This window comes from Pseudomonas sp. LBUM1659, from assembly GCF_059716045.1.
In genome coordinates this window covers 6,144,550-6,168,743 of record NZ_CP166797.1, presented here as the reverse complement: position 1 = coordinate 6,168,743, position 24,194 = coordinate 6,144,550, and the positions used below count along the sequence as shown (strand labels likewise).

Annotated in this window: 19 protein-coding genes; 13 read left to right on the top strand and 6 right to left on the bottom strand. The window is 59.3% G+C overall.

Features of this window, described 5'->3' with window-relative positions; genetic code table 11:
• Window positions 1–7: 7 nt before the first annotated feature.
• From ACA048_RS28190 to gcvH, 5 genes are all read left to right on the top strand, one after another.
• Complete coding sequence (locus ACA048_RS28190) at window positions 8–1,225, top strand: 2-octaprenyl-3-methyl-6-methoxy-1,4-benzoquinol hydroxylase (RefSeq protein WP_497629940.1); 1,218 nt, start codon at window positions 8–10, stop codon at window positions 1,223–1,225.
• A gap of 218 nt (window positions 1,226–1,443) precedes the next feature.
• Complete coding sequence (locus ACA048_RS28185; protein WP_497627185.1) at window positions 1,444–2,445, top strand: extracellular solute-binding protein; 1,002 nt, start codon at window positions 1,444–1,446, stop codon at window positions 2,443–2,445.
• A 140-nt stretch (window positions 2,446–2,585) separates the two neighbouring features.
• A complete protein-coding gene (locus ACA048_RS28180) occupies window positions 2,586–4,202 on the top strand; it encodes an ABC transporter permease (RefSeq protein WP_497627184.1) in 1,617 nt (538 codons plus the stop codon).
• Between the two features lie 156 nt (window positions 4,203–4,358).
• The gene (gcvT, locus tag ACA048_RS28175) at window positions 4,359–5,441 is read left to right on the top strand and encodes a glycine cleavage system aminomethyltransferase GcvT (RefSeq protein WP_497627183.1); all 1,083 of its coding nucleotides are present in this window, start codon (window positions 4,359–4,361) and stop codon (window positions 5,439–5,441) included.
• Window positions 5,442–5,491: 50 nt separating this feature from the next.
• Window positions 5,492–5,875 carry a glycine cleavage system protein GcvH gene (gene gcvH / locus ACA048_RS28170; protein WP_452628583.1) on the top strand — a complete coding sequence of 128 codons (384 nt, stop codon included), beginning with the start codon at window positions 5,492–5,494 and terminating at the stop codon, window positions 5,873–5,875.
• Between the two features lie 86 nt (window positions 5,876–5,961).
• Here the strand turns inward: gcvH and ACA048_RS28165 are convergent, their stop codons facing one another.
• Window positions 5,962–7,101 carry a DegT/DnrJ/EryC1/StrS family aminotransferase gene (locus tag ACA048_RS28165; RefSeq protein WP_497627182.1) on the bottom strand — a complete coding sequence of 380 codons (1,140 nt, stop codon included), beginning with the start codon at window positions 7,099–7,101 and terminating at the stop codon, window positions 5,962–5,964.
• Window positions 7,102–7,254: 153 nt separating this feature from the next.
• Here ACA048_RS28165 and gcvP point away from each other — a divergent pair, with 153 nt between their 5' ends.
• Entirely contained in the window at window positions 7,255–10,128 is a 2,874-nt protein-coding gene (gcvP, locus tag ACA048_RS28160; RefSeq protein WP_497627181.1) for an aminomethyl-transferring glycine dehydrogenase, read from the top strand.
• Window positions 10,129–10,241: 113 nt separating this feature from the next.
• On the opposite strand, the gene ACA048_RS28155 is transcribed toward gcvP, so the two are convergent.
• The 3 genes from ACA048_RS28155 to ACA048_RS28145 form a co-directional block, all read right to left on the bottom strand.
• Window positions 10,242–10,559 (bottom strand): DUF2388 domain-containing protein, encoded by a 318-nt coding sequence (locus tag ACA048_RS28155; RefSeq protein WP_497627180.1) that lies wholly within the window; start codon window positions 10,557–10,559, stop codon window positions 10,242–10,244.
• A gap of 72 nt (window positions 10,560–10,631) precedes the next feature.
• Window positions 10,632–12,416 carry a type IV pilus assembly ATPase TfpB gene (tfpB, locus tag ACA048_RS28150; RefSeq protein WP_497627179.1) on the bottom strand — a complete coding sequence of 595 codons (1,785 nt, stop codon included), beginning with the start codon at window positions 12,414–12,416 and terminating at the stop codon, window positions 10,632–10,634.
• Between the two features lie 90 nt (window positions 12,417–12,506).
• Window positions 12,507–12,845, bottom strand: a complete 339-nt coding sequence (locus ACA048_RS28145) for an ACT-like domain-containing protein (RefSeq protein ID WP_497627178.1) — start codon at window positions 12,843–12,845, stop codon at window positions 12,507–12,509.
• A 126-nt stretch (window positions 12,846–12,971) separates the two neighbouring features.
• Here ACA048_RS28145 and ACA048_RS28140 point away from each other — a divergent pair, with 126 nt between their 5' ends.
• Window positions 12,972–13,436 (top strand): Lrp/AsnC family transcriptional regulator, encoded by a 465-nt coding sequence (locus ACA048_RS28140; RefSeq protein WP_497627177.1) that lies wholly within the window; start codon window positions 12,972–12,974, stop codon window positions 13,434–13,436.
• 115 nt (window positions 13,437–13,551) lie between these two features.
• Here ACA048_RS28140 and ACA048_RS28135 read toward each other — a convergent pair whose 3' ends face one another.
• Complete coding sequence (locus tag ACA048_RS28135) at window positions 13,552–14,919, bottom strand: CYTH domain-containing protein (RefSeq protein WP_497627176.1); 1,368 nt, start codon at window positions 14,917–14,919, stop codon at window positions 13,552–13,554.
• Window positions 14,920–15,075: 156 nt separating this feature from the next.
• Here ACA048_RS28135 and argE point away from each other — a divergent pair, with 156 nt between their 5' ends.
• Both argE and argA read left to right on the top strand, forming a co-directional pair.
• Window positions 15,076–16,239 (top strand): acetylornithine deacetylase, encoded by a 1,164-nt coding sequence (gene argE, locus ACA048_RS28130; RefSeq protein WP_497627174.1) that lies wholly within the window; start codon window positions 15,076–15,078, stop codon window positions 16,237–16,239.
• A gap of 232 nt (window positions 16,240–16,471) precedes the next feature.
• Window positions 16,472–17,770, top strand: a complete 1,299-nt coding sequence (gene argA, locus ACA048_RS28125) for an amino-acid N-acetyltransferase (protein ID WP_497627173.1) — start codon at window positions 16,472–16,474, stop codon at window positions 17,768–17,770.
• A 112-nt stretch (window positions 17,771–17,882) separates the two neighbouring features.
• Here the strand turns inward: argA and tauA are convergent, their stop codons facing one another.
• A complete protein-coding gene (tauA, locus tag ACA048_RS28120) occupies window positions 17,883–18,872 on the bottom strand; it encodes a taurine ABC transporter substrate-binding protein (protein WP_497627172.1) in 990 nt (329 codons plus the stop codon).
• 362 nt (window positions 18,873–19,234) lie between these two features.
• On the opposite strand from tauA, the gene ACA048_RS28115 reads away from it, so the two are divergent.
• From ACA048_RS28115 to ssuE, 4 genes are all read left to right on the top strand, one after another.
• On the top strand, window positions 19,235–20,563 hold the full coding sequence (locus ACA048_RS28115; protein WP_497627170.1) for an OprD family porin: 1,329 nt from the start codon (window positions 19,235–19,237) through the stop codon (window positions 20,561–20,563).
• Window positions 20,564–20,970: 407 nt separating this feature from the next.
• The gene (locus ACA048_RS28110; RefSeq protein ID WP_497627169.1) at window positions 20,971–22,311 is read left to right on the top strand and encodes an OprD family porin; all 1,341 of its coding nucleotides are present in this window, start codon (window positions 20,971–20,973) and stop codon (window positions 22,309–22,311) included.
• A 291-nt stretch (window positions 22,312–22,602) separates the two neighbouring features.
• Window positions 22,603–23,241, top strand: coding sequence for a peroxiredoxin (locus ACA048_RS28105; RefSeq protein ID WP_477794314.1), 639 nt, complete (start codon window positions 22,603–22,605; stop codon window positions 23,239–23,241).
• A 317-nt stretch (window positions 23,242–23,558) separates the two neighbouring features.
• Window positions 23,559–24,152 carry an NADPH-dependent FMN reductase gene (gene ssuE / locus ACA048_RS28100; protein ID WP_497627167.1) on the top strand — a complete coding sequence of 198 codons (594 nt, stop codon included), beginning with the start codon at window positions 23,559–23,561 and terminating at the stop codon, window positions 24,150–24,152.
• Window positions 24,153–24,194: the final 42 nt, after the last annotated feature.

The following is a 24,194-nucleotide window of genomic DNA, read 5'->3' as shown; positions in this document are numbered from 1 at the left end:
CATGGACATGCGCGCAGATCTGCTGATTGTCGGGGCCGGAATGGTCGGCAGCGCCTTGGCGCTGGCGTTGCAGGACAGTGGGCTTGAGGTCCTGTTGCTGGACGGCAGCCCCTTGAGCGTCAAACCCTTCGATGGCCAGGCGCCGTTCGAACCGCGGGTGAGCGCCTTGTCGGCGGCCAGCCAGCGGATTCTCGAACGCCTGGGCGTGTGGGACGGCATCGCCAAGCGACGCAGCAGCCCTTACACCGACATGCACGTTTGGGACGGCAGCGGCACCGGGCAGATCCATTTTTCGGCCACCAGCGTGCATGCCGAGGTGCTTGGGCACATCGTCGAGAACCGTGTGGTTCAGGACGCCATGCTCGACCGCTTGCACGACTGCGACCTCGGGATGCTGGCCAATGCGCGTCTGGAACAGATGCGCCGCTCGGGCGATGACTGGCTGTTGACCCTTGCCGACGGCCGTAAGTTGCGCGCACCGTTGGTGATTGCGGCGGACGGCGCCAACTCGGCCGTTCGGCGCCTGACCGGCATGGCGACGCGCGAGTGGGACTATATGCACCACGCCATTGTCACCAGCGTGCGCAGCTCAAAATCTCACCAAATGACCGCTTGGCAGCGCTTCACCGACAACGGTCCGTTGGCGTTTTTGCCGCTGGAGCGTGATGGGCAGCAGGATTGGTGTTCGATCGTCTGGTCGACTACGCCGAACGAGGCCGAGCGGTTGATGGCGCTTGACGACGACGGCTTCTGCCGTGAGCTGGAGCGCGCCTTCGAAGGCCGACTCGGCACCGTGCTCAGCGCCGACCCGCGTCTGTGCGTGCCGCTTCGTCAGCGTCACGCCAAGCGTTATGTGGCTGAAGGCCTGGCGCTGATCGGCGACGCGGCGCACACCATTCACCCGCTGGCCGGGCAGGGTGTGAACCTCGGTTTTCTCGATGCCGCCGTGCTGGCTGAAGTGCTGCTGCAGGCGTTGACCCGTGGCGAACGGTTGGCGGATGTAAAGGTGCTCAGCCGTTTTGAGCGTCGGCGCATGCCCCACAATCTGGCGCTGATGGCGGCGATGGAAGGGTTTGAGCGGTTGTTTCAGGCTGATCCGCTGCCGGTGCGCTGGTTGCGTAATGCCGGGTTGAAGATGGTTGAGCAGATGCCCGAGGCCAAGGCGTTGTTTGTGCGTGAGGCGCTGGGGTTGACCGGGGATTTGCCGGCTCTCGCCAAGGCATAAGTATTTTGCGAGGCTTATGGCCCCTTCGCGAGCAAGCCCGCTCCCACATTAGACCGCGATCAAATGTGGAGCGGGCTTGCTCGCGAAGGCGGCCTCTCAATCACCGCAACTCTTGGACGATGCAACATCTGGTAACTCCTCCGCAAACTGTTCGATTGAGAAGCTAAATGTGATTCCTTATCATTTGCCCTCACTTTTTCAATCGAGAGATCGCTCCCATGTTGCCGAAGCGTCTACTGACCGCACTCGCCCTGACCCTGATTGGCAGCACCGCCGCCCAGGCCGCTGACGAGGTGGTGGTTTACTCCTCGCGTATCGACGAGCTGATCAAACCGGTCTTCGATGCCTACACCGCCAAAACCGGGGTGAAGGTGAAGTTCATCACCGACAAGGAAGCGCCGCTGATGCAGCGGATCAAGGCCGAGGGTGAGAACGCCACCGCCGACCTGCTGCTGACGGTCGATGCCGGTAACCTGTGGCAGGCCGAGCAAATGGGCATCCTGCAGCCGTTCACCTCCCCGGTGATCGACGCCAACATTCCGCTGCAATACCGCGCGTCCTCCCATGCCTGGACCGGCCTGAGCCTGCGGGCGCGGACCATTGCTTACTCCACGGATCGCGTGAAGCCGGGCGAGCTGACCACCTACGAAGCACTGGCCGACAAGAACTGGGAAGGGCGCCTGTGCCTGCGCACGGCGAAGAAGGTCTACAACCAGTCTCTGACCGCCACCATGATCGAAGTCCACGGCGCCGAAAAAACCGAGAAGATCCTCAAGGGCTGGGTGAGCAACCTGTCCACCGACGTGTTCTCGGATGACGTCGCAGTGTTGGAAGCGATCAATGCGGGTCAATGCGATGTCGGTATCGTCAACACGTACTACTACGGTCGCCTGCACAAGCAAAAGCCCGACCTGGGCGTGAAACTGTTCTGGCCGAACCAGGCTGATCGCGGTGTGCACGTCAACCTGTCGGGTATCGGCCTGACCAAACACGCTCCTCACCCGGAAGCGGCCAAGGCGCTGGTGGAATGGATGACCAGCCCTGAAGCGCAGAAAATCTTCGCTGATGTGAATCAGGAATTCCCGGCCAACCCGGTGGTAGCGCCTTCGGAAGAAGTCGCGGCCTGGGGCAAGTTCGTGGCCGATACCTTGCCGGTGGAAGTGGCGGGCAAGCGTCAAGCTGAAGCGATCCGCATGATGGACCGCGCTGGCTGGAACTGACACCCGCGCTGATCGTTCCCACGCTCTGCGTGGGAATGCATCCCTCGATGCACTGCGTCGAAGCGTGACGCAGAGCGTCACAAGATGTGTGCCCACGCAGAGCGTGGGCACAATCATTTAACATTTTCTAGAGAACCCCCTTGGCACACCCCGCCCAACGCCGCTGGTATCCCCTGGTCTTCGCCATCGCTGCGCTGGTCTTGTTGCCCCTCAGTGTTTTACTGCTGTCTTGGCAAACCATCGATCAACAGATCTGGTCCCACCTCTGGGACACGCAGATGCCGCGTCTTTTGGGCAATACGCTGACCCTGATAATCGGCGTCGGTGTCGGCGTCACCCTGTTGGGCGTCAGCCTTGCCTGGCTCACCAGCCTCTGTGAGTTTCCTGGTCGGCGCTGGCTGGACTGGGCGCTGATGCTGCCGTTTGCGATTCCGGCCTACGTGCTGGCGTTTGTGTTCGTCGGCCTGCTGGATTTCGCCGGCCCCGTGCAAACCCTGATGCGCGAGTGGTTTGGCACTGGCCTGAGACTGCCGCGCGTACGCTCCACCGGCGGTGTCATCCTCGTGCTGGTGCTGGTTTTCTATCCCTACGTGTATCTCTTGGCCCGTACCGCGTTCCTCGCTCAGGGCAAAGGTCTGATGGAAGCGGCCCGGGTTCTCGGTCAGTCCCCGTGGCAGGCGTTCTGGCGAGTGGCCTTGCCGATGGCTCGCCCCGCCATCGGCGCGGGGGTGGCGTTGGCGTTGATGGAAACCCTGGCCGATTTCGGTGCGGTGTCGGTGTTCAACTTCGACACGTTCACTACCGCCATCTACAAAACCTGGTACGGATTTTTCAGCCTTTCCACCGCAGCACAACTGGCCAGCCTGTTGCTGTTGGTGGTGATGGTGGTGCTGTACGGCGAGCGTCGTGCTCGCGGGGCCAACCGCGCGAGCAACGAGCGGCCGCGGGTCAAGGCGCTGTATCACCTGCGTGGGGTCAAGGCCCTGGCGGCGATGAGCTGGTGCGGCCTGGTGTTCGCCTGTGCGTTCGTCATCCCGGTGCTGCAACTGGTGGTGTGGTTCTGGCAGCGTGGGCGATTGGATCTGGACGAACGTTACACCGGGCTGATCCTTCATACCTTGTACCTGGGCGGCATGGCGGCATTGATTACGGTCAGCGTTGCTTTGGTGCTGGCCTTTGCCCGACGCCTGGCACCGACTCGCGTGATCCGCTCCGGCATTGGCCTGGCGAATCTCGGCTACGCTTTACCGGGTTCCGTGTTGGCGGTCTCGATCATGCTGGCGTTCAGTTACCTGGATCGCGAACTGGTCATCCCGTTGTCCGGCTGGCTCGGTGGCGCCGGCAAACCTTTGCTGCTGGGCAGTCTGTCGGCGTTACTGCTGGCCTATCTGGTGCGGTTCATCGCAGTGGCTTATGGGCCACTGGAAAGCAGCCTGGCGCGTATACGGCCATCTTTGCCCGAAGCAGCACGTAGCCTTGGCGTCAGTGGGCCACGGCTTTTTTTCAAGGTGTATCTGCCATTGTTGTTGCCGGGTACGTTGAGCGCCGCGTTGCTGGTGTTTGTCGATGTGCTCAAGGAAATGCCCGCGACCCTGCTGATGCGCCCGTTTGGCTGGGACACGCTGGCCGTTCGGATCTTTGAAATGACCAGTGAAGGTGAGTGGGCGAGGGCGTCTTTGCCGGCGCTGACTCTGGTATTGGTCGGGCTGTTGCCGGTCATCGGATTGATTCGTCGATCGGCGCATCGAAACAGCTAGGTGCCAGTCCTACACCTTGCGGCTACAATGCGCGGCATTCGGTGCGGTCCGTCTGACAGACCCGGTGGCTGAAATCGGCTGGAAGCCTTCTACTTCAAGGTTTTCACCCCGTGCAGCACCTGTCCGCACCCTCGCCACGCCCGGAAGGAGAAACCCATGGGACAGCGCACGCCTCTGTATGACCTTCATCTCGCCCTCGGCGCGAAGATGGTCGATTTTGGCGGTTGGGATATGCCTCTGCATTACGGCTCGCAGGTCGAGGAACACCATCAGGTGCGCCGCGATTGCGGGGTTTTCGATGTATCCCACATGACCGTGATCGATATAAGCGGCCCCCAGGCCAAGGCCTGGCTCCAGCACTTGCTGGCCAATGACGTCGAGCGCCTGCACAGCCCCGGCCGTGCCTTGTACAGCACCATGCTCAATGAGCGCGGCGGCATCGTCGACGACATGATCGTCTATCGCCTCGACGACGGTTATCGCCTGGTGGTCAACGCCTCGACCCGCAATCAGGATCTTGCCTGGATGCAGGCTCACCTTGATGGTTTCGATGTGCAGCTCAACGAGCGTGCAGAGTTGGCGATGCTGGCCATTCAAGGCCCTCAAGCCCGGCACAAAGTCTGCGAACTGGTGTCCCAGGCCCGCAGCAACCTGATCCAGCTACTCAAGCCGTTCGAAGGCCAGCCAGAGGGTGACTGGTACATCGCACGTACGGGTTACACCGGCGAAGACGGTCTGGAAATTGCCATGCCGGCCGGACAGGCCCCGGGTTTTTTTAACGATCTGGTCGGCGCGGGTATTTCCCCCATCGGCCTGGGCGCGCGGGATACCTTGCGGGTCGAAGCCGGTATGAACCTGTACGGCCAGGACATTCATCAAGATGTATCGCCGCTGGCCTCTAATATGGCCTGGAGCATTGCCTGGGAGCCGGCCACTCGCCAGTTCATCGGGCGTACGGCCTTGGAGGCCGAACGGGCCGGTGGTGTGCAGCACAAACTGGTGGGGCTGGTCCTTGAGGAGCGAGGGGTTTTGCGTGCTCATCAAGTGGTCCGCATCGCCAATGTTGGCGAAGGGGAGATCACCAGTGGTAGTTTCTCTCCTACGCTAAGCAAGTCGATAGCACTGGCGCGCGTGCCGATGGCAACCGCCGACCGCGCAGAAGTGGAAATCCGTGGCAAGTGGTACCCGGTCCGAGTGGTCAAGCCGACCTTCGTACGCCACGGCAAAACCTTGATCTAACCTTTTTTGGCGGACTAAAACCGCTGACATTTTTCTTGAGGACACAGAACATGAGCGATATTCCTGCCGACCTGCGTTTTGCCGAAAGTCACGAATGGGCCCGCCTGGAAGCCGACGGCACCGTCACCGTGGGCATCAGCGATCACGCGCAGGAAGCGCTGGGTGATGTGGTGTTCGTGGAGCTGACAGAAGTTGGCAACGTGTTTGCTGCCGAGGATCAAGCCGGTGTAGTGGAGTCGGTTAAAGCCGCCTCCGATATCTACTCCCCGGTTGCCGGTGAAGTGATTGCGGTCAACGAAGAATTGAGCGCCAACCCGGAGCTGCTCAACACCGACCCGTACGGCGCGTGGATCTTCAAGCTCAAGCCAAGCAACACGGCTGACCTGGAAAAGCTGCTCGACGCCGCCGGTTACAAGGCTGCCATCGGCGAGTAACGTTGCTCTTGCAGGAGCATGGCTTGCCCGCGATGGCGTCCTCGAAAACGCCATCGCGGGCAAGCCATGCACCTACAAGGAACGATTCAAGGCTTTAGAACGGCCTTGACCGCCGCCACCGAGCGCTCGACATCCGCTTTGCTCATGGCCGTGAACATCGGCAACGAGACAATCAGGCGGCCGACCCGTTCGGCGACCGGGAACATGCCTTCCTTGAAACCGCGCTCGCGGTAAAGACTCAGCAAGTGAATCGGCGGGTAGTGATAGCCGATACCGACGCCCAATGCCTGCATCTGCTCCATGAAGGTCGCCCGTGCCGGCTGGCCATCCCCGCGCTCCGGCAACACCAGCTGGAACAAATGCCAGTTGCTGTTCTCGAAATCCGCCGGGGGCAGTTGAGCCCCGTACAACGATTCGAAATCCTCACCAAAACAAGCGAAATAGTGTCTGGCCAGTTCACGGCGATGAGCAGTGATCGCTTCGATGTGAGCAAACTGCCCGAGGCCAATGGCTGCCGCGACGTCGGTCATGTTGAACTTGCCGCCCAGCACATCGACATCCAGACCATCGAAGCCGCTGCGAGTCACGCCCTGCAAACGGTACTTCTGCGCCAGTCGCACTTCCTCATCATTGTTCAGCACCAGGCAGCCACCCTCTGACGAGGTGACGTTTTTGTTCGCCTGGAAACTGAAGGACACGAAATCACCGGTCGAGCCAATGCGCTGACCATTCCAGCTGGAGCCCAGCGCCTGAGCTGCATCTTCCAGCACTCGCAGGTTGTACTTCTTCGCCAGTGCGTACAGACGCGACATGTCCACGGGAAGCCCGGCGAGGAACACCGGCAGGATGGCTTTGGTACGCGGGGTGATGGCGGCTTCGAGCTGTGCCAGGTCGATATTGCGGGTGATCGGGTCAATGTCGGCAAACACCGGGGTGGCGCCGACTTCGAGAATGACGTTGGCCGTGGCCACCCAGGAAATCGGCGTGGTGATCACTTCATCGCCCGGCCCGACCCCGGCAACGCGCAAGGCGATTTCCATGGTGCAGGTGCCGGAATTGAAGGTGAGCACCGGGCGCCCGCCAAAATACGCCGAGAGTTGTTGCTCGAAGGCCTGAACCTTGGGGCCGCTGGTAATCCAGCCCGAGCGCAACACGTCGCCGACCGCTGCAATCGTCGCTTCATCGATGGTGGGTTTGGAGAACGGCAGGAAAGGCAGTTGGCTCATAAATACAGTCACCTGATCAGCGGACATTAGGTAGATGCCGAGCATGATGTCCGCAATGGTCGTCGGCGCCAAGCCATCCGCTCGGATATCGACTGCTATGCTGGTTTGACCGTGTTGCATCGACGTTGAGCGCCAGTCAAGAGAGAGCCCGTCATGTCCCAGTTGCCGTCCTTGAGCCAGTTACGCGACCCCAATGCCTTTCTGCGCCGCCATCTCGGGCCTGATGCCGCCGAGCAGCAGGCGATGCTCGACAGCCTCGGCCTCGGCAGCCGGGTCGAACTGATCGAGCAGACGGTGCCGCCGGGAATCCGGCTGAACCGGGCGCTCGACCTCCCGCCCGCCCTCGATGAACAAGCGGCGCTGGCCAAATTGCGCAGCTACGCCGAGCAAAACCAGGTATGGACCAGCCTGATCGGCATGGGCTACCACGGCACCCTCACGCCGACCGTCATTGTGCGCAACGTGCTGGAAAATCCCGGTTGGTACACCGCGTACACACCGTATCAACCAGAGATCGCCCAGGGCCGGCTCGAAGCGCTGCTGAACTTCCAGCAACTGACCATCGACCTCACCGGCCTGGAACTGGCCAACGCTTCACTGCTGGATGAGGCCACGGCAGCGGCGGAAGCCATGGCGCTGGCCAAGCGCGTCGCCAAATCCAAAAGCAATCTGTTCTTCGTTGACGAGCACTGTCATCCGCAGACCATTTCCGTGGTGCAGACCCGGGCCGAAGGGTTCGGGTTCGAGCTGGTCATCGACTCAGTGGATAACTTGAAACAGCACCAGGTGTTCGGTGCCCTGCTGCAATACCCCGACACCCACGGCGAGATCTGTGATCTTCGGCCGTTGATCGATCATCTGCACGCTCAGCAAGCCCTGGCGTGCGTCGCCACTGACTTGCTGAGCCTGTTATTGCTGACGCCACCGGGGGAGTTGGGCGCCGACGTGGTCTTCGGCTCATCCCAGCGTTTCGGCGTGCCCATGGGCTATGGCGGACCGCACGCGGCGTTTTTTGCCAGCCGCGATGAATACAAACGTGCGATTCCGGGGCGGATCATCGGCGTGTCAAAAGATGCTCGCGGCAATGTTGCCTTGCGCATGGCCCTGCAAACCCGCGAGCAACATATCCGGCGGGAGAAAGCCAACTCGAACATTTGCACCGCTCAAGTGTTGCTGGCCAACATCGCCAGTTTCTACGCGGTTTACCACGGCCCTGAAGGGCTCAAGCGAATTGCCCAACGCGTGCACCGCTTGACCTGCATCCTCGCTGCCGGTCTTGAGCGTCGTGGCGTCAGCCGCCTCAATAAACACTATTTCGACACCCTGACCCTGGAGGTCGGTGGCACCCAGACCGCGATCATCGAAAGCGCTCAAGCGGCGCAGATCAATTTACGGGTTCTGGGGCGAGGGCAGTTGGGGTTGAGCCTCGACGAAACCTCGGACGAAACCACCGTCGCGAAGTTGTTCGATGTGTTCCTCGGTGCCAATCATGGCCTGAATATCGACGAACTGGACGCCGAAGCGCTGGCTTGCGGCATTCCTGACGGGCTGTTGCGCACCTCGCCTTATCTGCGCCACCCCGTGTTCAATGCACACCACAGCGAAACCGAGATGCTGCGCTACCTCAAGCAACTGGAGAACAAGGACCTTGCCCTCAACCAGTCAATGATCCCGTTGGGCTCCTGCACCATGAAGCTCAATGCCACCAGCGAGATGATCCCCATCACCTGGCCGCAGTTCGCCAACCTGCACCCGTTTGTGCCGAAGGATCAGGCCATGGGTTATTCGCTGATGATCGAAGAGCTTGAACGCTGGCTCTGCGCAATCACCGGTTTCGATGCGATTTGCATGCAACCCAACTCCGGCGCTCAGGGCGAATACGCCGGGTTGCTGGCGATCCGCAAATACCACGAGAGCTGTCAGCAAGGGGCGCGGGACGTCTGCCTGATTCCGTCCTCGGCCCACGGCACCAACCCGGCTTCGGCGCAAATGGCCGGGATGCGCGTGGTGATCGTCGAATGCGACGAGGCGGGTAACGTTGATCTGGATGACCTCAAAGGCAAAGCCGCAGAGGCCGGAGACAAACTCGCCTGCCTGATGGCGACATATCCTTCGACCCACGGCGTCTACGAGGAAGGCATCAGCGAAATCTGCGAAGTTATCCACAGCCACGGCGGCCAGGTGTATATGGACGGCGCCAACCTCAACGCGCAGGTTGGCCTGGCACGCCCGGCGGACATTGGCGCCGACGTTTCCCACATGAACTTGCACAAGACTTTCTGCATTCCCCATGGTGGCGGCGGGCCGGGCATGGGGCCGATTGGGGTGCGGTCGCACCTGGCACCGTTCGTGGCCAATCACCCGGTGGTGCCCATCGACGGACCTTTGCCACAGAACGGCGCAGTGAGCGCGGCGCCCTGGGGCAGCGCGAGCATTCTGCCGATCAGCTGGATGTACATCGCGATGATGGGGCCACAGCTAGCGGACGCCAGCGAAGTGGCGATCCTCGCCGCAAACTACTTGGCGCAGCATTTATCCGGTGCGTTCCCGGTGCTCTACACCGGGCGCAACGAGCGGGTGGCTCACGAATGCATCCTGGATCTGCGGCCGCTGAAGGCGCTGACCGGCATCAGTGAAGAAGACGTTGCCAAGCGCCTGATGGATTATGGTTTCCATGCGCCGACCATGTCGTTTCCCGTACCGGGGACCTTGATGGTCGAGCCGACCGAAAGTGAATCGAAGGCAGAGCTGGACCGGTTTATCGGGGCGATGCTGAGCATCCGTGCGGAAATCAGCGAGGTGGAAAACGGCAATTGGCCGGCCGAGGACAACCCGCTGAAGCGTTCGCCACATACATTGGCGGACATCACCGGGGTATGGGAACGGCCGTACAGCATCGAGCAGGCGGTGACGCCGGATGCGCACACCAAGCTGCACAAATACTGGCCGGTGGTTAACCGGGTCGATAACGTCTATGGCGACCGGAATTTGTTCTGCGCGTGTGTTCCAGTGGATGACTACCGCTGAAATCTCGCCGCACACCTAACCCCTGTAGGAGCACGGCTTGCCGGCGATGGCGACCTTAAGGACGCCATCGCCGGCAAGCCGTGCTCCTACAGGGGATTTTTGTCTCTGCGAACTTATTTCGAAGCAACCGCATTCTTCGCCAGAATCGCATTCGCCAGTTCCATGTCCGTCGCTTGCAGGCTCGGGTTGTCGGTGCGGACTTTCTGCATCGCCGCTTCCAGGTAAGGGCCGCGAATGCCGCCGTCACTGGCAACAAAGCTGCTGGCATCGTCCTGGGCGGCGACGACCATTTTGTTGTCCCTGGACGTCAGGTAGGTCGAGCCAGTGGTCGCACCGGAGGTGAGGACATTTTGCCAAAAGCTATCAGCCATCGCGCAACCGACTGGAAGAGACAGCAGCGCGACGGTGGCGACAGCAAGTTTGAAACGCATGATGAGTGACTCCACTGGGATGACTGCGGCCTTGGATAGCCAACCCACAATCGAGTTCCATGGCGAGCGCGTTTACTTTTGCTCGCTCTGCGGCGTCACTCGCAGCACCTCTTCAATCGTGGTCAAACCCGCCGCCACTTTCTGTGCCCCGGATAGCCGCAAGCTGCGCATGCCTTCCTTGAACGCCTGACGCCGGATCGCCAGCAAGTCGGTGTCCGGATTGATCAACGCTTTGACGCCGTCCGTCAGTTGCATGATTTCGTAGACGCCGGCGCGGCCGTGATAGCCGGTGTCGCGACACTCCAGGCAGCCGATGGCGCGTTGCGCGTTGGTCGGCAGCGGCGCTTGCCAGGGTTTGGTCAGGGTTTGCCAATCCTCTTCGCCCAGCGTCAGCGGTGCCTTGCAGTGCGGACACAAGGTGCGCACCAGGCGCTGGGCCATGACGCCGAGCACAGTGGCTTTGATCAGGTAATGCGGCACGCCGAGTTCCAGCAGGCGACTGATCGCGCTCGGCGCGTCGTTGGTGTGCAACGTCGAGAGCACCAAGTGGCCGGTGAGCGCTGCCTGAATCGCCATTTCAGCGGTTTCAAGGTCGCGAATCTCGCCGATCATGATGATGTCCGGGTCTTGTCGCATCAACGCGCGCACGCCGGCGGCGAAGGTCAGGTCGATGTTGTGCTGGACCTGCATCTGGTTAAACGCGGGCTCGACCATTTCAATCGGGTCTTCGATGGTGCAGAGGTTGACCTCGGGCGTCGCCAGTTTCTTGAGTGTGGTGTATAGCGTGGTGGTTTTGCCCGAACCGGTCGGCCCGGTGACCAGAATGATGCCGTTGGGCTGACGGGTCATGTCCTGCCAGCGGCGCAGGTCTTCGGCGGAAAACCCTAGCAGGTCGAAATCCTTGAGCAGGACTTCCGGGTCGAAGATCCGCATGACCATTTTTTCGCCGAATGCCGTCGGTAACGTCGAAAGCCGCAGCTCGACCTCACCGCCGTCGGGGGTCTTGGTTTTCACCCGTCCGTCCTGGGGTTTGCGCTTTTCCGCGACGTTCATCCGCCCGAGGCTCTTCAGGCGACTGACGATGGCCATGGTGACCTGTGGCGGGAATTGATAGACGTTATGCAACACGCCGTCGATGCGAAAGCGCACCGTGCCTTGCTCGCGTCGGGGTTCGATGTGGATATCGCTGGCGCGCTGCTGGAAGGCGTACTGAAACAGCCAGTCAACGATGTTGACGATGTGCGCGTCATTGGCGTCCGGCTCCAGGTCGCTGGCGCCTAGGTTGAGCAACTGCTCGAAGTTGCCCAGGGTGCTGGTCTGCTGATCGGCGCTGGTTGCGCCGCTGACCGATTTGGCCAAGCGGAAAAACTCGACGCTAAAGCGCTGGATGTCGACAGGGTTGGCCACGACCCGTTTGATCGGCAGCTTCAACACGTGGGTCAGGTCGGCTTCCCAGCCTTTGACGTAGGGCTGGGCGCTGGCCACGGTGACCGCGTCGCGGTCGATGGACACCGCGAGTATTTTATGGCGCTGGGCAAAGGCGTAGGACATCAACGGCGTAATGGCCGCGACGTTGATCTTCAGCGGATCGATGCGTAAGTAAGGCTGACCGGCCTGTTGCGACAACCACAGGGTCAGGCTTTCCAGATCCAGGTGTTTACCGGGACGGCTAAGATCGTCGAGGTGTTGGCTGGCAATGAATTCGAGCGGATGCAGCTGGCCATTGGTGGCGTGTCGGCGGCGAGCATTGAGCGCGTGCTCGGCCGAGTCATGGCTGATAAAGCCTTGGGCGACCAGTTCTCGCAGCAAATCATTGAGCTCCAGCCAGCGGTCCTGAATGGCAAGTTGAACGGACATGCGGGCTCCTCATGAACAACAGTGCGCCAAGGATAGTCGCGGACCTGTCGACCGTTGGGCCACTACCGGACAAAGCCGTGTCGAGGTTTTTCAGCCCGCCGCCTGGGCCGGCTCATCCCACGCCGCATCAGCCGCTTGCAGCTCGACCGAGCAGACGCTTATCAAGTTACGAAGTTTTTCCGCAATCACTTGGGCGCGGTGCCAGCTGAGACCGTTCATGACAATGTCAATCGACAGCAAGTCATCGTGGCGCTGCACGTTGACCTGTTGTGGCGTCAGAAACTGCAAGGCGAACAGATTGAGCGCCCGGCACAGCAGGTCCGGTTCCGCTTCGGCGAGCAATAGATAGTGAACCCGGCAGTGCGCGTTGCTGACGTTCCAGACGTCGGCACGGGTGGGCAGGGTGTGGACGGCTTCAAGAGGCGGCATGGTGGGGCTCCAAAATCACTGGAGGAATTTTTACATTCGGTGCGGGGCATTTCTTATCTATGATTGGGCTTATTGGCGATTAATCGAATCATGTAATTCAATAAGTTATCAATTGAAGGTTTTTCTATGCAAAGCGAGCTGGATGGCTACGACCGCAAGATTCTCGCGTTGCTGCAACAGGACGCTTCGCTCTCCAGCGCTCAGATCGCCGAACAGGTGGGGCTCTCGCAGTCGCCGTGCTGGCGGCGGATTCAGCGGATGAAGGAAGAGGGGATCATTCGCGCACAGGTGACGCTGCTTGACCGCAAGAAGATCGGGCTGAACACGCAGATCTTTGCCGAGATCAAACTCAACGCGCACGGGCGTTCGAACTTCACAGAGTTCACCGAGGCGATTCGCGGCTTTCCCGAAGTGCTGGAGTGTTATGTGCTGATGGGATCGGTGGATTTTTTGCTGCGGATCGTGACAGCGGACATTGAGGCGTATGAGCGGTTTTTCTTCGAAAAACTGTCGATGGTGCCGGGGATACAGGAAGTGAACTCGATTGTGGCGTTGTCGGAGATCAAATCCACGACGAGTTTGCCGGTCTGAAGCTGTGCGGTGAATTTGCTGGCCCCTTCGCGAGCAAGCCCGCTCCCACATTTAATCGAGTTCTCCCAGAAGAATGCGGTCAAATGTGGGAGCGGGCTTGCTCGCGAAGGCTATCTTACATGCGCAGCAGCATTTTCCAGGCACGATTCTGATAAACAGCAATCGCCTGCTGCTTACGCGCATCCAGCGATTCATCGGTGATCGGCTCGTTGGCCAGTTGCGCCAGCTGTTTCAGCTCACCGTACAAGCGATCCATTTCCGGAATGTCCAGCACGCCACGGGCATGGTGCAGCCACGCCTGGATACGTTCGATGCGCGGCAGTTGCTCGGCCAGGTCTTCCGGCTGTTGCTGATAACGCTGCAATTGCAGGGACGTCGCTTCTTCCCCCAGCAGGCGCGGCAACCAGCTGCCCAGTTGCGCCGCGCCCTGGCGATTGCCACGGACGTTGCGATCAGCCGCCCAGGTGCGGGCCAACAACCAGCGTGAGGTGTTCAGCGAGAACAGGCCCCAGCGCGGGTCTTCCAATTCTTCGAGGAATTGTTCCGGCGCGGCTTTGCGTACGTCTTCGTCTTCGATACCGGCCAGAACCAGCGGACGCCAGTCTTCCAGCAACGCGTCCAGCGCAATGCGCAGATCGTGCGTCGACTGGCGTGGTGCGGCTTGGCCCAGGCTGCTGAGCAGTGCGCGCAATTCAGCGAGGTTTTCGACCCAGTCCTGCAACAGGCGCCAATGGCCGTTGAAGCGATATTGCTCGGCCAGACGCTGGCTGCTGCCGAGCAAATGCCAGCTCAGCGCGGCGAAGGCGTCGTCCAGCGGGGTTTCGGCGGTGATTTGCGGCGCCGGCAAGCTCAACGAATAGCTGTTGGCGTCGTACAAACGATAACCGCGCTCGGCCTTGCTGATATCACACGGCATCAGGGCCAGGGTCGCGGCCAGTTCGGCGGCCAGTTCCAGCAGGGCAGCCGGCTCGCCTTCGCGCAATTCCAGTTCCAGCTCGCAGATTTCTTCTTTCTGCTTGCCGACGATCACGTGGCCCAGGTCCAGCGCGGCTTCGATGACCACTTTGGTCTTGCCACGGCCCCAGGCGATTTCAGCGCGTTCGCGAACGAAATCGGTGGTGAAGATCGGCTTGAGGGTTTTCTTGTCCAGCTCGGCCAATTCTTCAGGCCAGCATTCGCCGTCGAGTTTCTTCACGTCGAGCTTGGCTTTGGGCAGGTTCCAGTCGTACTCGTTACGCTCGGACAGGCCGGCGACGCTCTGGCCACGGGTTTTGAGGGTCTGAATCACTTCTTCGCCATCGCGGCGCAGGCGCAGGGCAACCTTGGCGCGGGCCAGGTCGCGCTCAGGCGTGTCGAAGTACTGATTCATCAACTCACGGCGTTCCCAGCCACTTTTGTTGCGTTTTTTCAGGAGCGGGTGCTCGCGCAGGGCGGCGAGGGTTTCGCGGCTGACGCGGAGCTTGATTTCGGTTTCTTTCTGCATGGCCGGAAAATCCAGGATCGGGAGCGCAGCCGGGGGAATGTGTGGCTGCCAAGGTCGTGCAGTGTACAGGAGTGAGCGTTCCTACGCGCCGCGACGGTTTATTCCTGTCGCCGGATGGTTCTATGATGGACTTCAATTCGGGAGTTGGAGTCAGCGATGCCTTTGCCATCCATGAAAGATCAGTTCGCTGCACTGATCGCTGCACCGTCGGTCAGTTGTACCCAACCGAGCCTGGATCAGACCAACCGCCCGGTGATCGATTTGCTGGCGACGTGGCTGGGTGATCTGGGTTTTGCCTGCGATATCCAGCAGGTCAGCCCCGGCAAGTTCAACCTGCTGGCGACTTTTGGTTCCGGCCCTGGTGGCCTGGTGCTGGCCGGTCACAGTGACACGGTGCCGTTCGACGGCGCGTTGTGGCAGACCGATCCACTGAAGCTCACCGAAGTCGATGGCCGTTGGATAGGCCTGGGCAGTTGCGACATGAAAGGTTTTTTCGCCTTGGCCATCGAAGCGGTGATACCGCTGCTCGATCAGCCATTCAAGCAACCGTTGCTGATCCTCGCCACCTGCGATGAAGAAAGCTCAATGTCCGGTGCTCGCGCCCTGGCCGCAGCCGGGCGTCCATTGGGCCGCGCGGCGGTCATCGGCGAGCCGACCGGGCTGAAGCCGATCCGCATGCACAAAGGCATCATGATGGAGCGCATCGACATTCTCGGTCAGAGCGGCCACTCCTCGGACCCAAGACTGGGCCATAGCGCCCTTGAGGCCATGCACGATGCCATTGGCGAATTACGCGGTCTGCGCCTGTTGTGGCAGCGCGAATTTCGCAACCCGCAGTTTGGCGTGCCGACACCGACCATGAACTTCGGCTGCATCCATGGTGGCGACAACCCTAACCGTATCTGCGGCCAATGCTCGCTGGAGTTTGACCTGCGACCTTTGCCGGGCATGGACCCCAAAGCCTTGCGTGCGGAGATTCTGCAGCGGCTCAAACCGGTTGCCGAACGGCATCAGGTGAAAATTGATTACGCGCCGCTGTTCCCCGAAGTGCCCCCCTTCGAACAGGCCGAGGACGCTGAATTGGTCCGGGTTGCCGAGAAGCTCACCGGCCATCGCGCCGAAGCAGTGGCGTTCGGCACAGAAGCGCCTTATCTTCAGCAACTTGGCTGCGAGACGCTGGTGCTTGGCCCGGGTGATATCGCCTGCGCCCACCAGCCTGGGGAATACCTGGAAATGTCACGTTTGCAGCCTACGGTGCATCTATTACGTCAGCTGATCGAACATTACTGCCTGACACCGGCCGTCACACAATCCTTGTAGGAGCCGAGCTTGCTCGCGATGAGGCCATAACATTCAACATCATCGTCGACTGTTATACCGCCATCGCGAGCAAGCTCGGCTCCTACAGGTGTTGTAAATTGCCAGTGTCCCAACCCGTATCCATGAGGAGAGCGCGCGTGTCGCCAAGCCTGTTCCGACGATAACCATCAGCCCGCTGTGCGTTTTCAGTGTCGCCCATTTTTTGGCTGCTATTTATTACAGGCCCAGGTTCATGCCCGAATACGTTAATTGGCTTCGTCACGCTTCGCCTTACATCAATGCCCACCGCGATTGCACCTTTGTCGTCATGCTCCCCGGCGATGGTGTGGAACATCCGAATTTCGGCAATATCGTCCACGACCTGGTGCTGTTGCACAGCCTGGGCGTGCGGCTGGTGCTGGTTCACGGTTCCCGTCCGCAAATTGAAACCCGCCTCGCCGCGCGTGGCCTGACCCCTCATTACCATCACGGCATGCGCATCACCGATGCCGCGACGCTGGAGTGTGTGATCGATGCGGTTGGTCAGCTGCGCATCGCCATTGAAGCGCGCTTGTCGATGGACATGGCCTCGTCGCCGATGCAGGGCTCGCGCCTGCGGGTGGCTAGCGGCAACCTGGTCACGGCGCGGCCGATTGGTGTGCTCGAAGGCGTGGATTATCACCACACCGGCGAAGTGCGTCGGGTCGATCGCAAAGGCATCAATCGCCTGTTGGATGAGCGCTCCATCGTGCTGTTGTCGCCGTTGGGTTATTCACCGACCGGTGAGATCTTCAACCTCGCCTGCGAAGACGTCGCCACGCGTGCGGCCATCGACCTGAGCGCGGACAAATTGCTGCTGTTCGGCGCCGACTTGGGCTTGATCGATGAAAACGGTCGTCTGGTGCGTGAATTGCGTCCGCAACAAGTGCCGGCGCATTTGCAGCGACTGGGCAGCAACTATCAGGCCGAGTTGTTGGATGCGGCGGCAGAAGCGTGCCGGGGTGGCGTGGCGCGTAGCCATATCGTCAGCTATGCCGAAAACGGTGCACTGCTGACCGAACTGTTCACCCGCGACGGTGGCGGTACGCTGGTGGCGCAGGAGCAATTTGAAATTGTGCGCGAAGCGGCGATTGAGGATGTCGGTGGTTTGCTGGATTTGATCAGCCCGCTGGAAGAGCAGGGGATTCTGGTACGTCGCTCCCGTGAAGTGCTGGAGCGTGAGATCGAGCAGTTCAGCGTAGTCGAGCGCGAAGGCATGATCATTGCCTGTGCGGCGCTGTATCAGATTGCCGATTCGGACGCCGGGGAGCTGGCGTGCCTGGCGGTGAACCCGGAGTATCGCCATGGCGGGCGGGGTGATGAACTGTTGGAACGCATCGAAACCCGCGCCCGGGCCCAGGGTTTGAAAACCCTGTTCGTGCTGACGACCCGGACCGCTCACTGGTTCCGCGAACGTGGGTTTGTGCCGAGCAGCGTTGAACGCCTGCCGTCGGCGCGGGCTTCGCTGTACAACTATCAGCGCAATTCGAAGATCTTCGAAAAGACCTTATAACCGTGGCGCCCGCATCGCGAGCAGGCTCGCTCCCACAGGGGATCTCCAGTGAATATAGATCTGGTGTGGGAGCGAGCCTGCTCGCGATTGGCTGCGCAGCAGCCTTCAAAAACTACTCAGCCACAAACTTCGCACTGACATACGCCGAATAATCCGGCAGCACCGTTTCAACCTTCCCTTGCTCCTTCAAGAACTTCGCGGTTTCGCCAATCGCCTTGGCCGTGCCGCCATCCAATAGCGCGGTGGTCTGCTGGGCCTTGGCATCCGGGAACGCAGAACCGGCCAACAATTCCGGTACATCGGCCGCATTGGCACCGGTCAGTTTGGCGATTTTCTGTACCGGCACCGAATCGGCGGTCCAGCTGTCTTTATGCGCGGCGTAGTCGGCGAACGAGTCCAGGGTGACCTTGGCAAATTTGGCCACCACTTCAGGGTGTTTCTCGGCGTAATCCTTGCGCGCGACCCAGACTTCGAACGTCGGCGCCCCCCACTGGCCAACCTGCGCGGCATCCGTCAACGTCTTGCCTGTCTTGCGAATTTCCCCCAGCGCCGGCGACCAGACAAACGCGCCATCAATATCACCACGCTTCCACGCTGCAGCGATCTCCGCCGGTTGCAAATTCACCACTTTGACTTTCGAGGCGTCCAGGCCCCAGTGCTTCAGTGCGCCGAGCAAACTGTAGTGAGAGGTTGAAACGAAGGGGGTGGCGATGGTCTTGCCGATCAGATCTTCCGGTTTGTCGATGCCGCTGCCGTTGCGCACCACGAGGGCTTCTGCCGCGTTTATCTGGGCAGACACGATGAACGCGACTATCGGCAGATTGCGCGAGGCGGCCGCGGCCAAAGGACTGGAGCCGAGGTTGCCAATCTGCACGTCACCGGAAGCGATGGCGGTCACCACTTCAGGGCCGCTGTTGAAGCGGCGCCAATCAATTTTCTGGCCGATGGTTTGCTCGTACAGGCCATCCGCCTGGGGGACTTTGCTGGGGTCGATGCCGGTTTGATAACCCACAGTCAGGTTGGCCGCTTGCGCGGAATGAGAAAATATCAGGGACACACAAACTGTAACAAATAGGCTGGATAGTTCGCGTCTGGTCGTCATGGCGTCGCCTTTCGGTGGGGGGTTGTTTCCGAATTGCTTCAAACGCTAAACGATCTAAAAAACAACTAATAAATACCATTTTGTTATTAACTTATGAGCTGGGGGCTCTATTCCGTGGCAGCGCGTTATACAGCGTTAAATTCCTAAAAGGTATGAAAAACGAATTAGCTAGTTCTTTTCAGATTTATGACGAATTCATGACCAACATTGACCAAAAAACGGGGGATTAGACCATGGTCGTAGACACACATAGTTACGATTGACATGTGGGTCACGGTCTGGCGCTAATCGCGCATCTTAGGATCTTCGGCCATCGAACCGAGGCCAGGAACACAAGAATTAGAAACGAGAGGAGTTAGACAATGAACAAATCCACCTTGGCCTTGGCCGTGGCCGTAGGGGTTTTGGCGCAGCAGGCAGGCGCCGCAGGTTTCATCGAAGACAGCAAGCTTTCCGTCAGTTCTCGCACCATGTATTTCAACAACGATAACCGTGACGGCGGTGCGGACCAGAAAGAGAGCGCTGAAGGCCTCAAGTTCGATTACTTGTCCGGTTTCACCCCAGGTACTGTCGGTTTCGGTATCGATGCCCAGGCGATGGTCGGTATCCACCTGGACGGTGGCAAGGGACATCACCCGGATAACAACACCTTCACCCCAAGCGACAGCGACGGTTCGGCTGTGGACGAGTGGAGCCGCGCGGCGGCCAACGTCAAGGCGCGCATCTCGAAAACCGAAGCCCACGTGGGCGGCGCCCTGCAACCGAACATGCCGATTCTGGTAGCGAACGACAGCCGTCTGCTGCCACAAACCTTTGAAGGTGGCACCCTCTCCTCGAAAGATATCGACAACTTTACCCTCAACGCGGGTCAGTTCGAACACGCGACGGGTCGTGCTTCTTCAAACTCCAGCGGCCTGGCTGTGGCGGGCGGTACTGAGGCCAGTAACCAGTTCCGTTACGGCGGTGTTGACTGGAAGGCCACCAAAGACCTTACCCTGCAGTACTACCACTCGGAACTGAAGGATTACTACAAGCAGGACTTCCTGGGTATGGTTCACGTCTGGACGATCGATGCCAAGCAATCGTTCAAGTCGGATTTTCGCTACTTCGACAGCAGCTCTAATGGCAAAAATGGCGACGCCGGCTTCCGCTTCAACAACAACGGTGGTTTCGCCAAGACTCCAGGCGAGGTCGATAACAAGACCTGGAGCGGAATGTTCACCTACACCCTGGGTGGCAACGCATTTCTGTTGGGTCACCAGCGCGTGAACGATGACGGCGGCTTCGTCTACCTGAACCAGGGCAACGTGGTTGACAGCAATGGTCGTAACCAAGGCGAGGGCGGTGCCAGTTTCTACCTGTTCACCGATTCCATGATCAACGGCTTTGTCCGTGCCGGTGAAAACACCACCTTTGGCCAGTACTCCTATGACTTCGCTGCGCTGGGTGTGCCGGGCCTGAAAACCTCGGTCGCCTACCTGCACGGCGACAACATCAAGTCTACGACCGGCAACGGCCCGGATGCGTCCGAGTGGGAACGCGACATGCGGATCGACTACACCATCCAGCAAGGCGCTCTCAAAGGTTTCGGTGTGACGTTGCGCAATGGCGTCTACCGTGGCAGCGAAATCAACATCGCTGACCAGGACCAGACCCGTGTGATCTTCAACTACACCTACAGCTTCTTGTAATAAGCCGTCAGAAAAAGCCTCGCCTGTTGGCGAGGCTTTTTTTCGCCTGTCTATATTCCAATAACATCTGTTGTGCGTATTTTTTATTCTTTTTGGTTTTTTTCGCAAGCACCTAAAGTAAGCCCCGTCCGGTACTCATCCTGAGGCTCGGCTTTAGCACATTGATTCCCGACAGTAGAGGAGGTCAAGGAATGGGCGTTTTTGCCGATACCTCGAATCTTTGCTGCATAGGCATATTCCTAAACGGAATTAAAAAGAAACACAAAATTCTTTTTAGCTTTATTGAGTTGTATCCTGCATCGCCAAAACGACCGGGCTAGACGGCTCGGCAAAAATTGCGCGTCTTAGGATCCAGGGCGCCAGACCCGGGACCAGGACCACAAGCATTAGAAATGAGGAGCGAAACAATGAACAAGTCCACCTTGGCTATGACTGTGGCCGTTGGGGTTCTGGCGCAGCAAGCAAGCGCCGCCGGTTTCATCGAAGACAGCAAAGCCACCCTGGGGCTGCGTAACTTCTACATCAACACCGATTACCGTGATGGTACGGGCCCGAACAAAAACGAAGAATGGGGCCAAGGCTTCGATCTGCGTTTCATCTCCGGTTATACCCAAGGCACTGTCGGCTTCGGTATTGATGCAATCGGGCTGTTGGGCGTGAAGCTGGATTCGGGCGGCGGCACCAATGGCGCCACTGCAACCTCCTACGGCGGCACTGTTTTCCCAACCAACTCCAAAGGCGAAGCGGTTGATGACTTCTCCAGCCTGGGTCTGACTGCCAAAGCCAAGATCTCCCAGACCGAATTGAAGCTGGGTACCCTGCAACCCAAACTGCCGGTCATCGTGACCAACGACGGTCGTCTGCTGCCGCAAACCTGGCAGGGTGGCCAGCTCTCTTCCGGTGACATCAAGGACCTGACGCTGATCGGTGGCCAGATCGAAGCCGTTAAGGGGCGTAACTCCAGCAACAACGAACAGATGTCCATTTCGGGTGCGAACACTCGTGGTCCTAAATTCCGCGACAGCAACAAGTTCAACTTTGCCGGCGGCGACTACAAAATTACCAAGGACCTGACGGCCCAGTATTACTACGGCAACCTGGAAGAGTTCTACAAGCAACACTTCCTGGGTCTGGTTCACAACTGGGCAATCGGCCCGGGCGTGTTGAAGTCGGATTTGCGTTATTTCAACAGCTCTGATGATGGTGCCAACGGTCACGACCCGCTGTACTACAGCACTGGCAACTACAACGCGCCGAGCGGTAAAGGTAAAGTCGACAACAACCTGTACAGCGGCCTGTTCCTGTACTCCGTTGCCGGTCATACCTTCGGGGGCGGTTACCAGGTCAGCAACGGTAGCAGCGACTTCCCTTACCTGAACCAGGGTGACGGAGCGTCGGCCTACATCATCACCGACTCGCAAATCCAGAAGTTCGCCCGTGCCGGCGAACACACCTGGCAGGCGCGCTACTTGTATGACTTCGCCACGGTCGGCGTACCGGGCCTGACGGCAGGTATGGTTTACCTGCACGGTGACGACATCGATACCGTTAACGCTAGCGGTGGAGAGGCGGCCAACGGCGCTTCCGAGTGGGAGCGCGATCTGACCGTTGCTTACGTTCTTCAGCAAGGTCCGCTGAAGAACCTCGGCGTTACCTGGAAAAATGCGACCTGGCGTACTGACCTGCCAAACACTCGCACCCAGGACGAAAACCGTCTGATCGTCAGCTACTCGATCCCGCTGTTGTAATAGCGCTCGCGTAACCGAGACAAAAAAGCCCCGCCCGGCATCACGCCCGGTGGGGCTTTTGCGTTTCAAGGCGGGCTCACCCCCGTAAACCCTCCTCGATATTTCCCTCTTTTGCAGCACTCAAGGCCTTCTCGAACCTTGCGGGCGATGTTGGTCTCGATGACCGATCACGTCCAGTGAACAGATCTTTAATATTCGTTTGTGTTCTAAATAAATCGATATTTATTCTTTTTAATTACTCACAAATACAGGCACAGTCGAGCTCAACAAGCACTCATCAGGAGCAGCACCATGAGCCTCAGACTGGGCGATATCGCCCCCGACTTTGAACAGGATTCCAGCGCCGGCACCCTTCGTTTCCACGAGTGGTTGGGCGATAGCTGGGGCGTGCTGTTTTCCCATCCGGCGGATTTCACCCCGGTCTGCACCACCGAACTGGGCTTCACCGCCAGGCTCAAGGACGAGTTTTCCAAGCGTGGGGTGAAAGCCATTGCCCTGTCGGTTGACCCGGTGGACTCGCACCACAAGTGGATCGAGGACATCAACGAAACCCAGAACACCCTCGTCAACTTCCCGATCCTCGCCGACGCCGACCGCAAGGTGTCGGACCTTTACGACCTGATCCATCCCAATGCCAATGACACCCTGACCGTGCGTTCGCTGTTCGTGATCGATCCGAACAAAAAAATTCGACTGACCATCACGTATCCGGCGAGTACCGGCCGCAACTTCCACGAAATTCTGCGGGTGATCGACTCGCTGCAACTCACCGACCACTACAAAGTGGCCACCCCGGCCAACTGGCAGGACGGTGATGAAGTGGTGATCGTGCCGTCGCTCAAGGATGAAGATGAAATCAAGCAGCGTTTTCCCAAGGGCTATCGGGCGGTAAAACCGTATTTGCGCCTCACACCGCAGCCGAACCGCTAAACATCTTCTTCGCGCCTTCAATCGCCATCGCGAGCAAGCTCGGCTCCCACATCTGAAATGCATTCCCCTGTGGGAGCCGAGCTTGCTCGCGATGACGGCCTGACAGGCAACGCAGAACCCAGATCCAATAGCAGGGGATTTCAGGCCGTTTCGACGGCCTTTTTTTATATATCGAACTCAGCGATTTGTATATTTCCATAACGCATAACCAAATGAATAAATATGATTTATGGATATAACAATCAGCTGTTAAGGTCACTTCCATCACAGCGAGATCGCAAACCGCGAATCGCCAACACCGTTCAAGGAATCACTGAATGCTGGTCGTCTCACTCGGTGGCAGTCCAAGCCAACGCTCCCGATCCGGGGTGCTGCTGGAACGCTCCCAGCGCTGGTTGCAGGAGCAGGGGGTGGAAGTGGTGAGTTACCAGATTCGGGACTTCCCGGCGGAAGACTTGCTGCACGCACGCTTCGACAGCCCCAAGGTCATCGACCTGCTGCAACAGATTGAAAACGCCGACGGTCTGCTGATCGCCACACCGGTTTACAAAGCGTCGTTCTCGGGCGCATTGAAAACCGTGCTGGACCTGCTGCCGGAGCGCGCACTCAGCCACAAGGTTGTGTTGCCAATGGCCACCGGCGGCAGCATCGCCCACATGCTGGCGGTGGATTACGCACTCAAACCGGTGCTGTCGGCGCTGAAAGCCCAGGAAATGCTTCAGGGCATTTTTGCTGAAGACAGCCAGATCGCCTACGGCGAAGGCAGTGCCCAGGCGCAATTGGCGCCGGAGCTGGAACAACGATTGAACGAGTCGCTGGAACTGTTTTTCAGCGCCATGGCGAGGCGGCCCAAGCCGCTCGATCCGAACCTGTTGAATGAACGTTTATTGAGTGCTCGCTGGAGCATTTGAGCCTCACCCGAAATTGATCCACTCACCTTACTCAGCCGCCAA

Coding starts and splice junctions, on each gene's coding strand:
- ACA048_RS28185 (WP_497627185.1), top strand. CDS start 1,444: ATGTTGCCGAAGCGTCTACTGACCGCACTCGCCCTGACCCTGATTGGC.
- ACA048_RS28105 (WP_477794314.1), top strand. CDS start 22,603: ATGAGCCTCAGACTGGGCGATATCGCCCCCGACTTTGAACAGGATTCC.
- gcvH (WP_452628583.1), top strand. CDS start 5,492: ATGAGCGATATTCCTGCCGACCTGCGTTTTGCCGAAAGTCACGAATGG.
- ACA048_RS28115 (WP_497627170.1), top strand. CDS start 19,235: ATGAACAAATCCACCTTGGCCTTGGCCGTGGCCGTAGGGGTTTTGGCG.
- gcvP (WP_497627181.1), top strand. CDS start 7,255: ATGTCCCAGTTGCCGTCCTTGAGCCAGTTACGCGACCCCAATGCCTTT.
- ACA048_RS28190 (WP_497629940.1), top strand. CDS start 8: ATGCGCGCAGATCTGCTGATTGTCGGGGCCGGAATGGTCGGCAGCGCC.
- argA (WP_497627173.1), top strand. CDS start 16,472: ATGCCCGAATACGTTAATTGGCTTCGTCACGCTTCGCCTTACATCAAT.
- ACA048_RS28155 (WP_497627180.1), bottom strand. CDS start 10,559: ATGCGTTTCAAACTTGCTGTCGCCACCGTCGCGCTGCTGTCTCTTCCA.
- ssuE (WP_497627167.1), top strand. CDS start 23,559: ATGCTGGTCGTCTCACTCGGTGGCAGTCCAAGCCAACGCTCCCGATCC.
- ACA048_RS28135 (WP_497627176.1), bottom strand. CDS start 14,919: ATGCAGAAAGAAACCGAAATCAAGCTCCGCGTCAGCCGCGAAACCCTC.
- tauA (WP_497627172.1), bottom strand. CDS start 18,872: ATGACGACCAGACGCGAACTATCCAGCCTATTTGTTACAGTTTGTGTG.
- ACA048_RS28110 (WP_497627169.1), top strand. CDS start 20,971: ATGAACAAGTCCACCTTGGCTATGACTGTGGCCGTTGGGGTTCTGGCG.
- ACA048_RS28165 (WP_497627182.1), bottom strand. CDS start 7,101: ATGAGCCAACTGCCTTTCCTGCCGTTCTCCAAACCCACCATCGATGAA.
- ACA048_RS28145 (WP_497627178.1), bottom strand. CDS start 12,845: ATGCCGCCTCTTGAAGCCGTCCACACCCTGCCCACCCGTGCCGACGTC.
- tfpB (WP_497627179.1), bottom strand. CDS start 12,416: ATGTCCGTTCAACTTGCCATTCAGGACCGCTGGCTGGAGCTCAATGAT.
- ACA048_RS28140 (WP_497627177.1), top strand. CDS start 12,972: ATGCAAAGCGAGCTGGATGGCTACGACCGCAAGATTCTCGCGTTGCTG.
- gcvT (WP_497627183.1), top strand. CDS start 4,359: ATGGGACAGCGCACGCCTCTGTATGACCTTCATCTCGCCCTCGGCGCG.
- argE (WP_497627174.1), top strand. CDS start 15,076: ATGCCTTTGCCATCCATGAAAGATCAGTTCGCTGCACTGATCGCTGCA.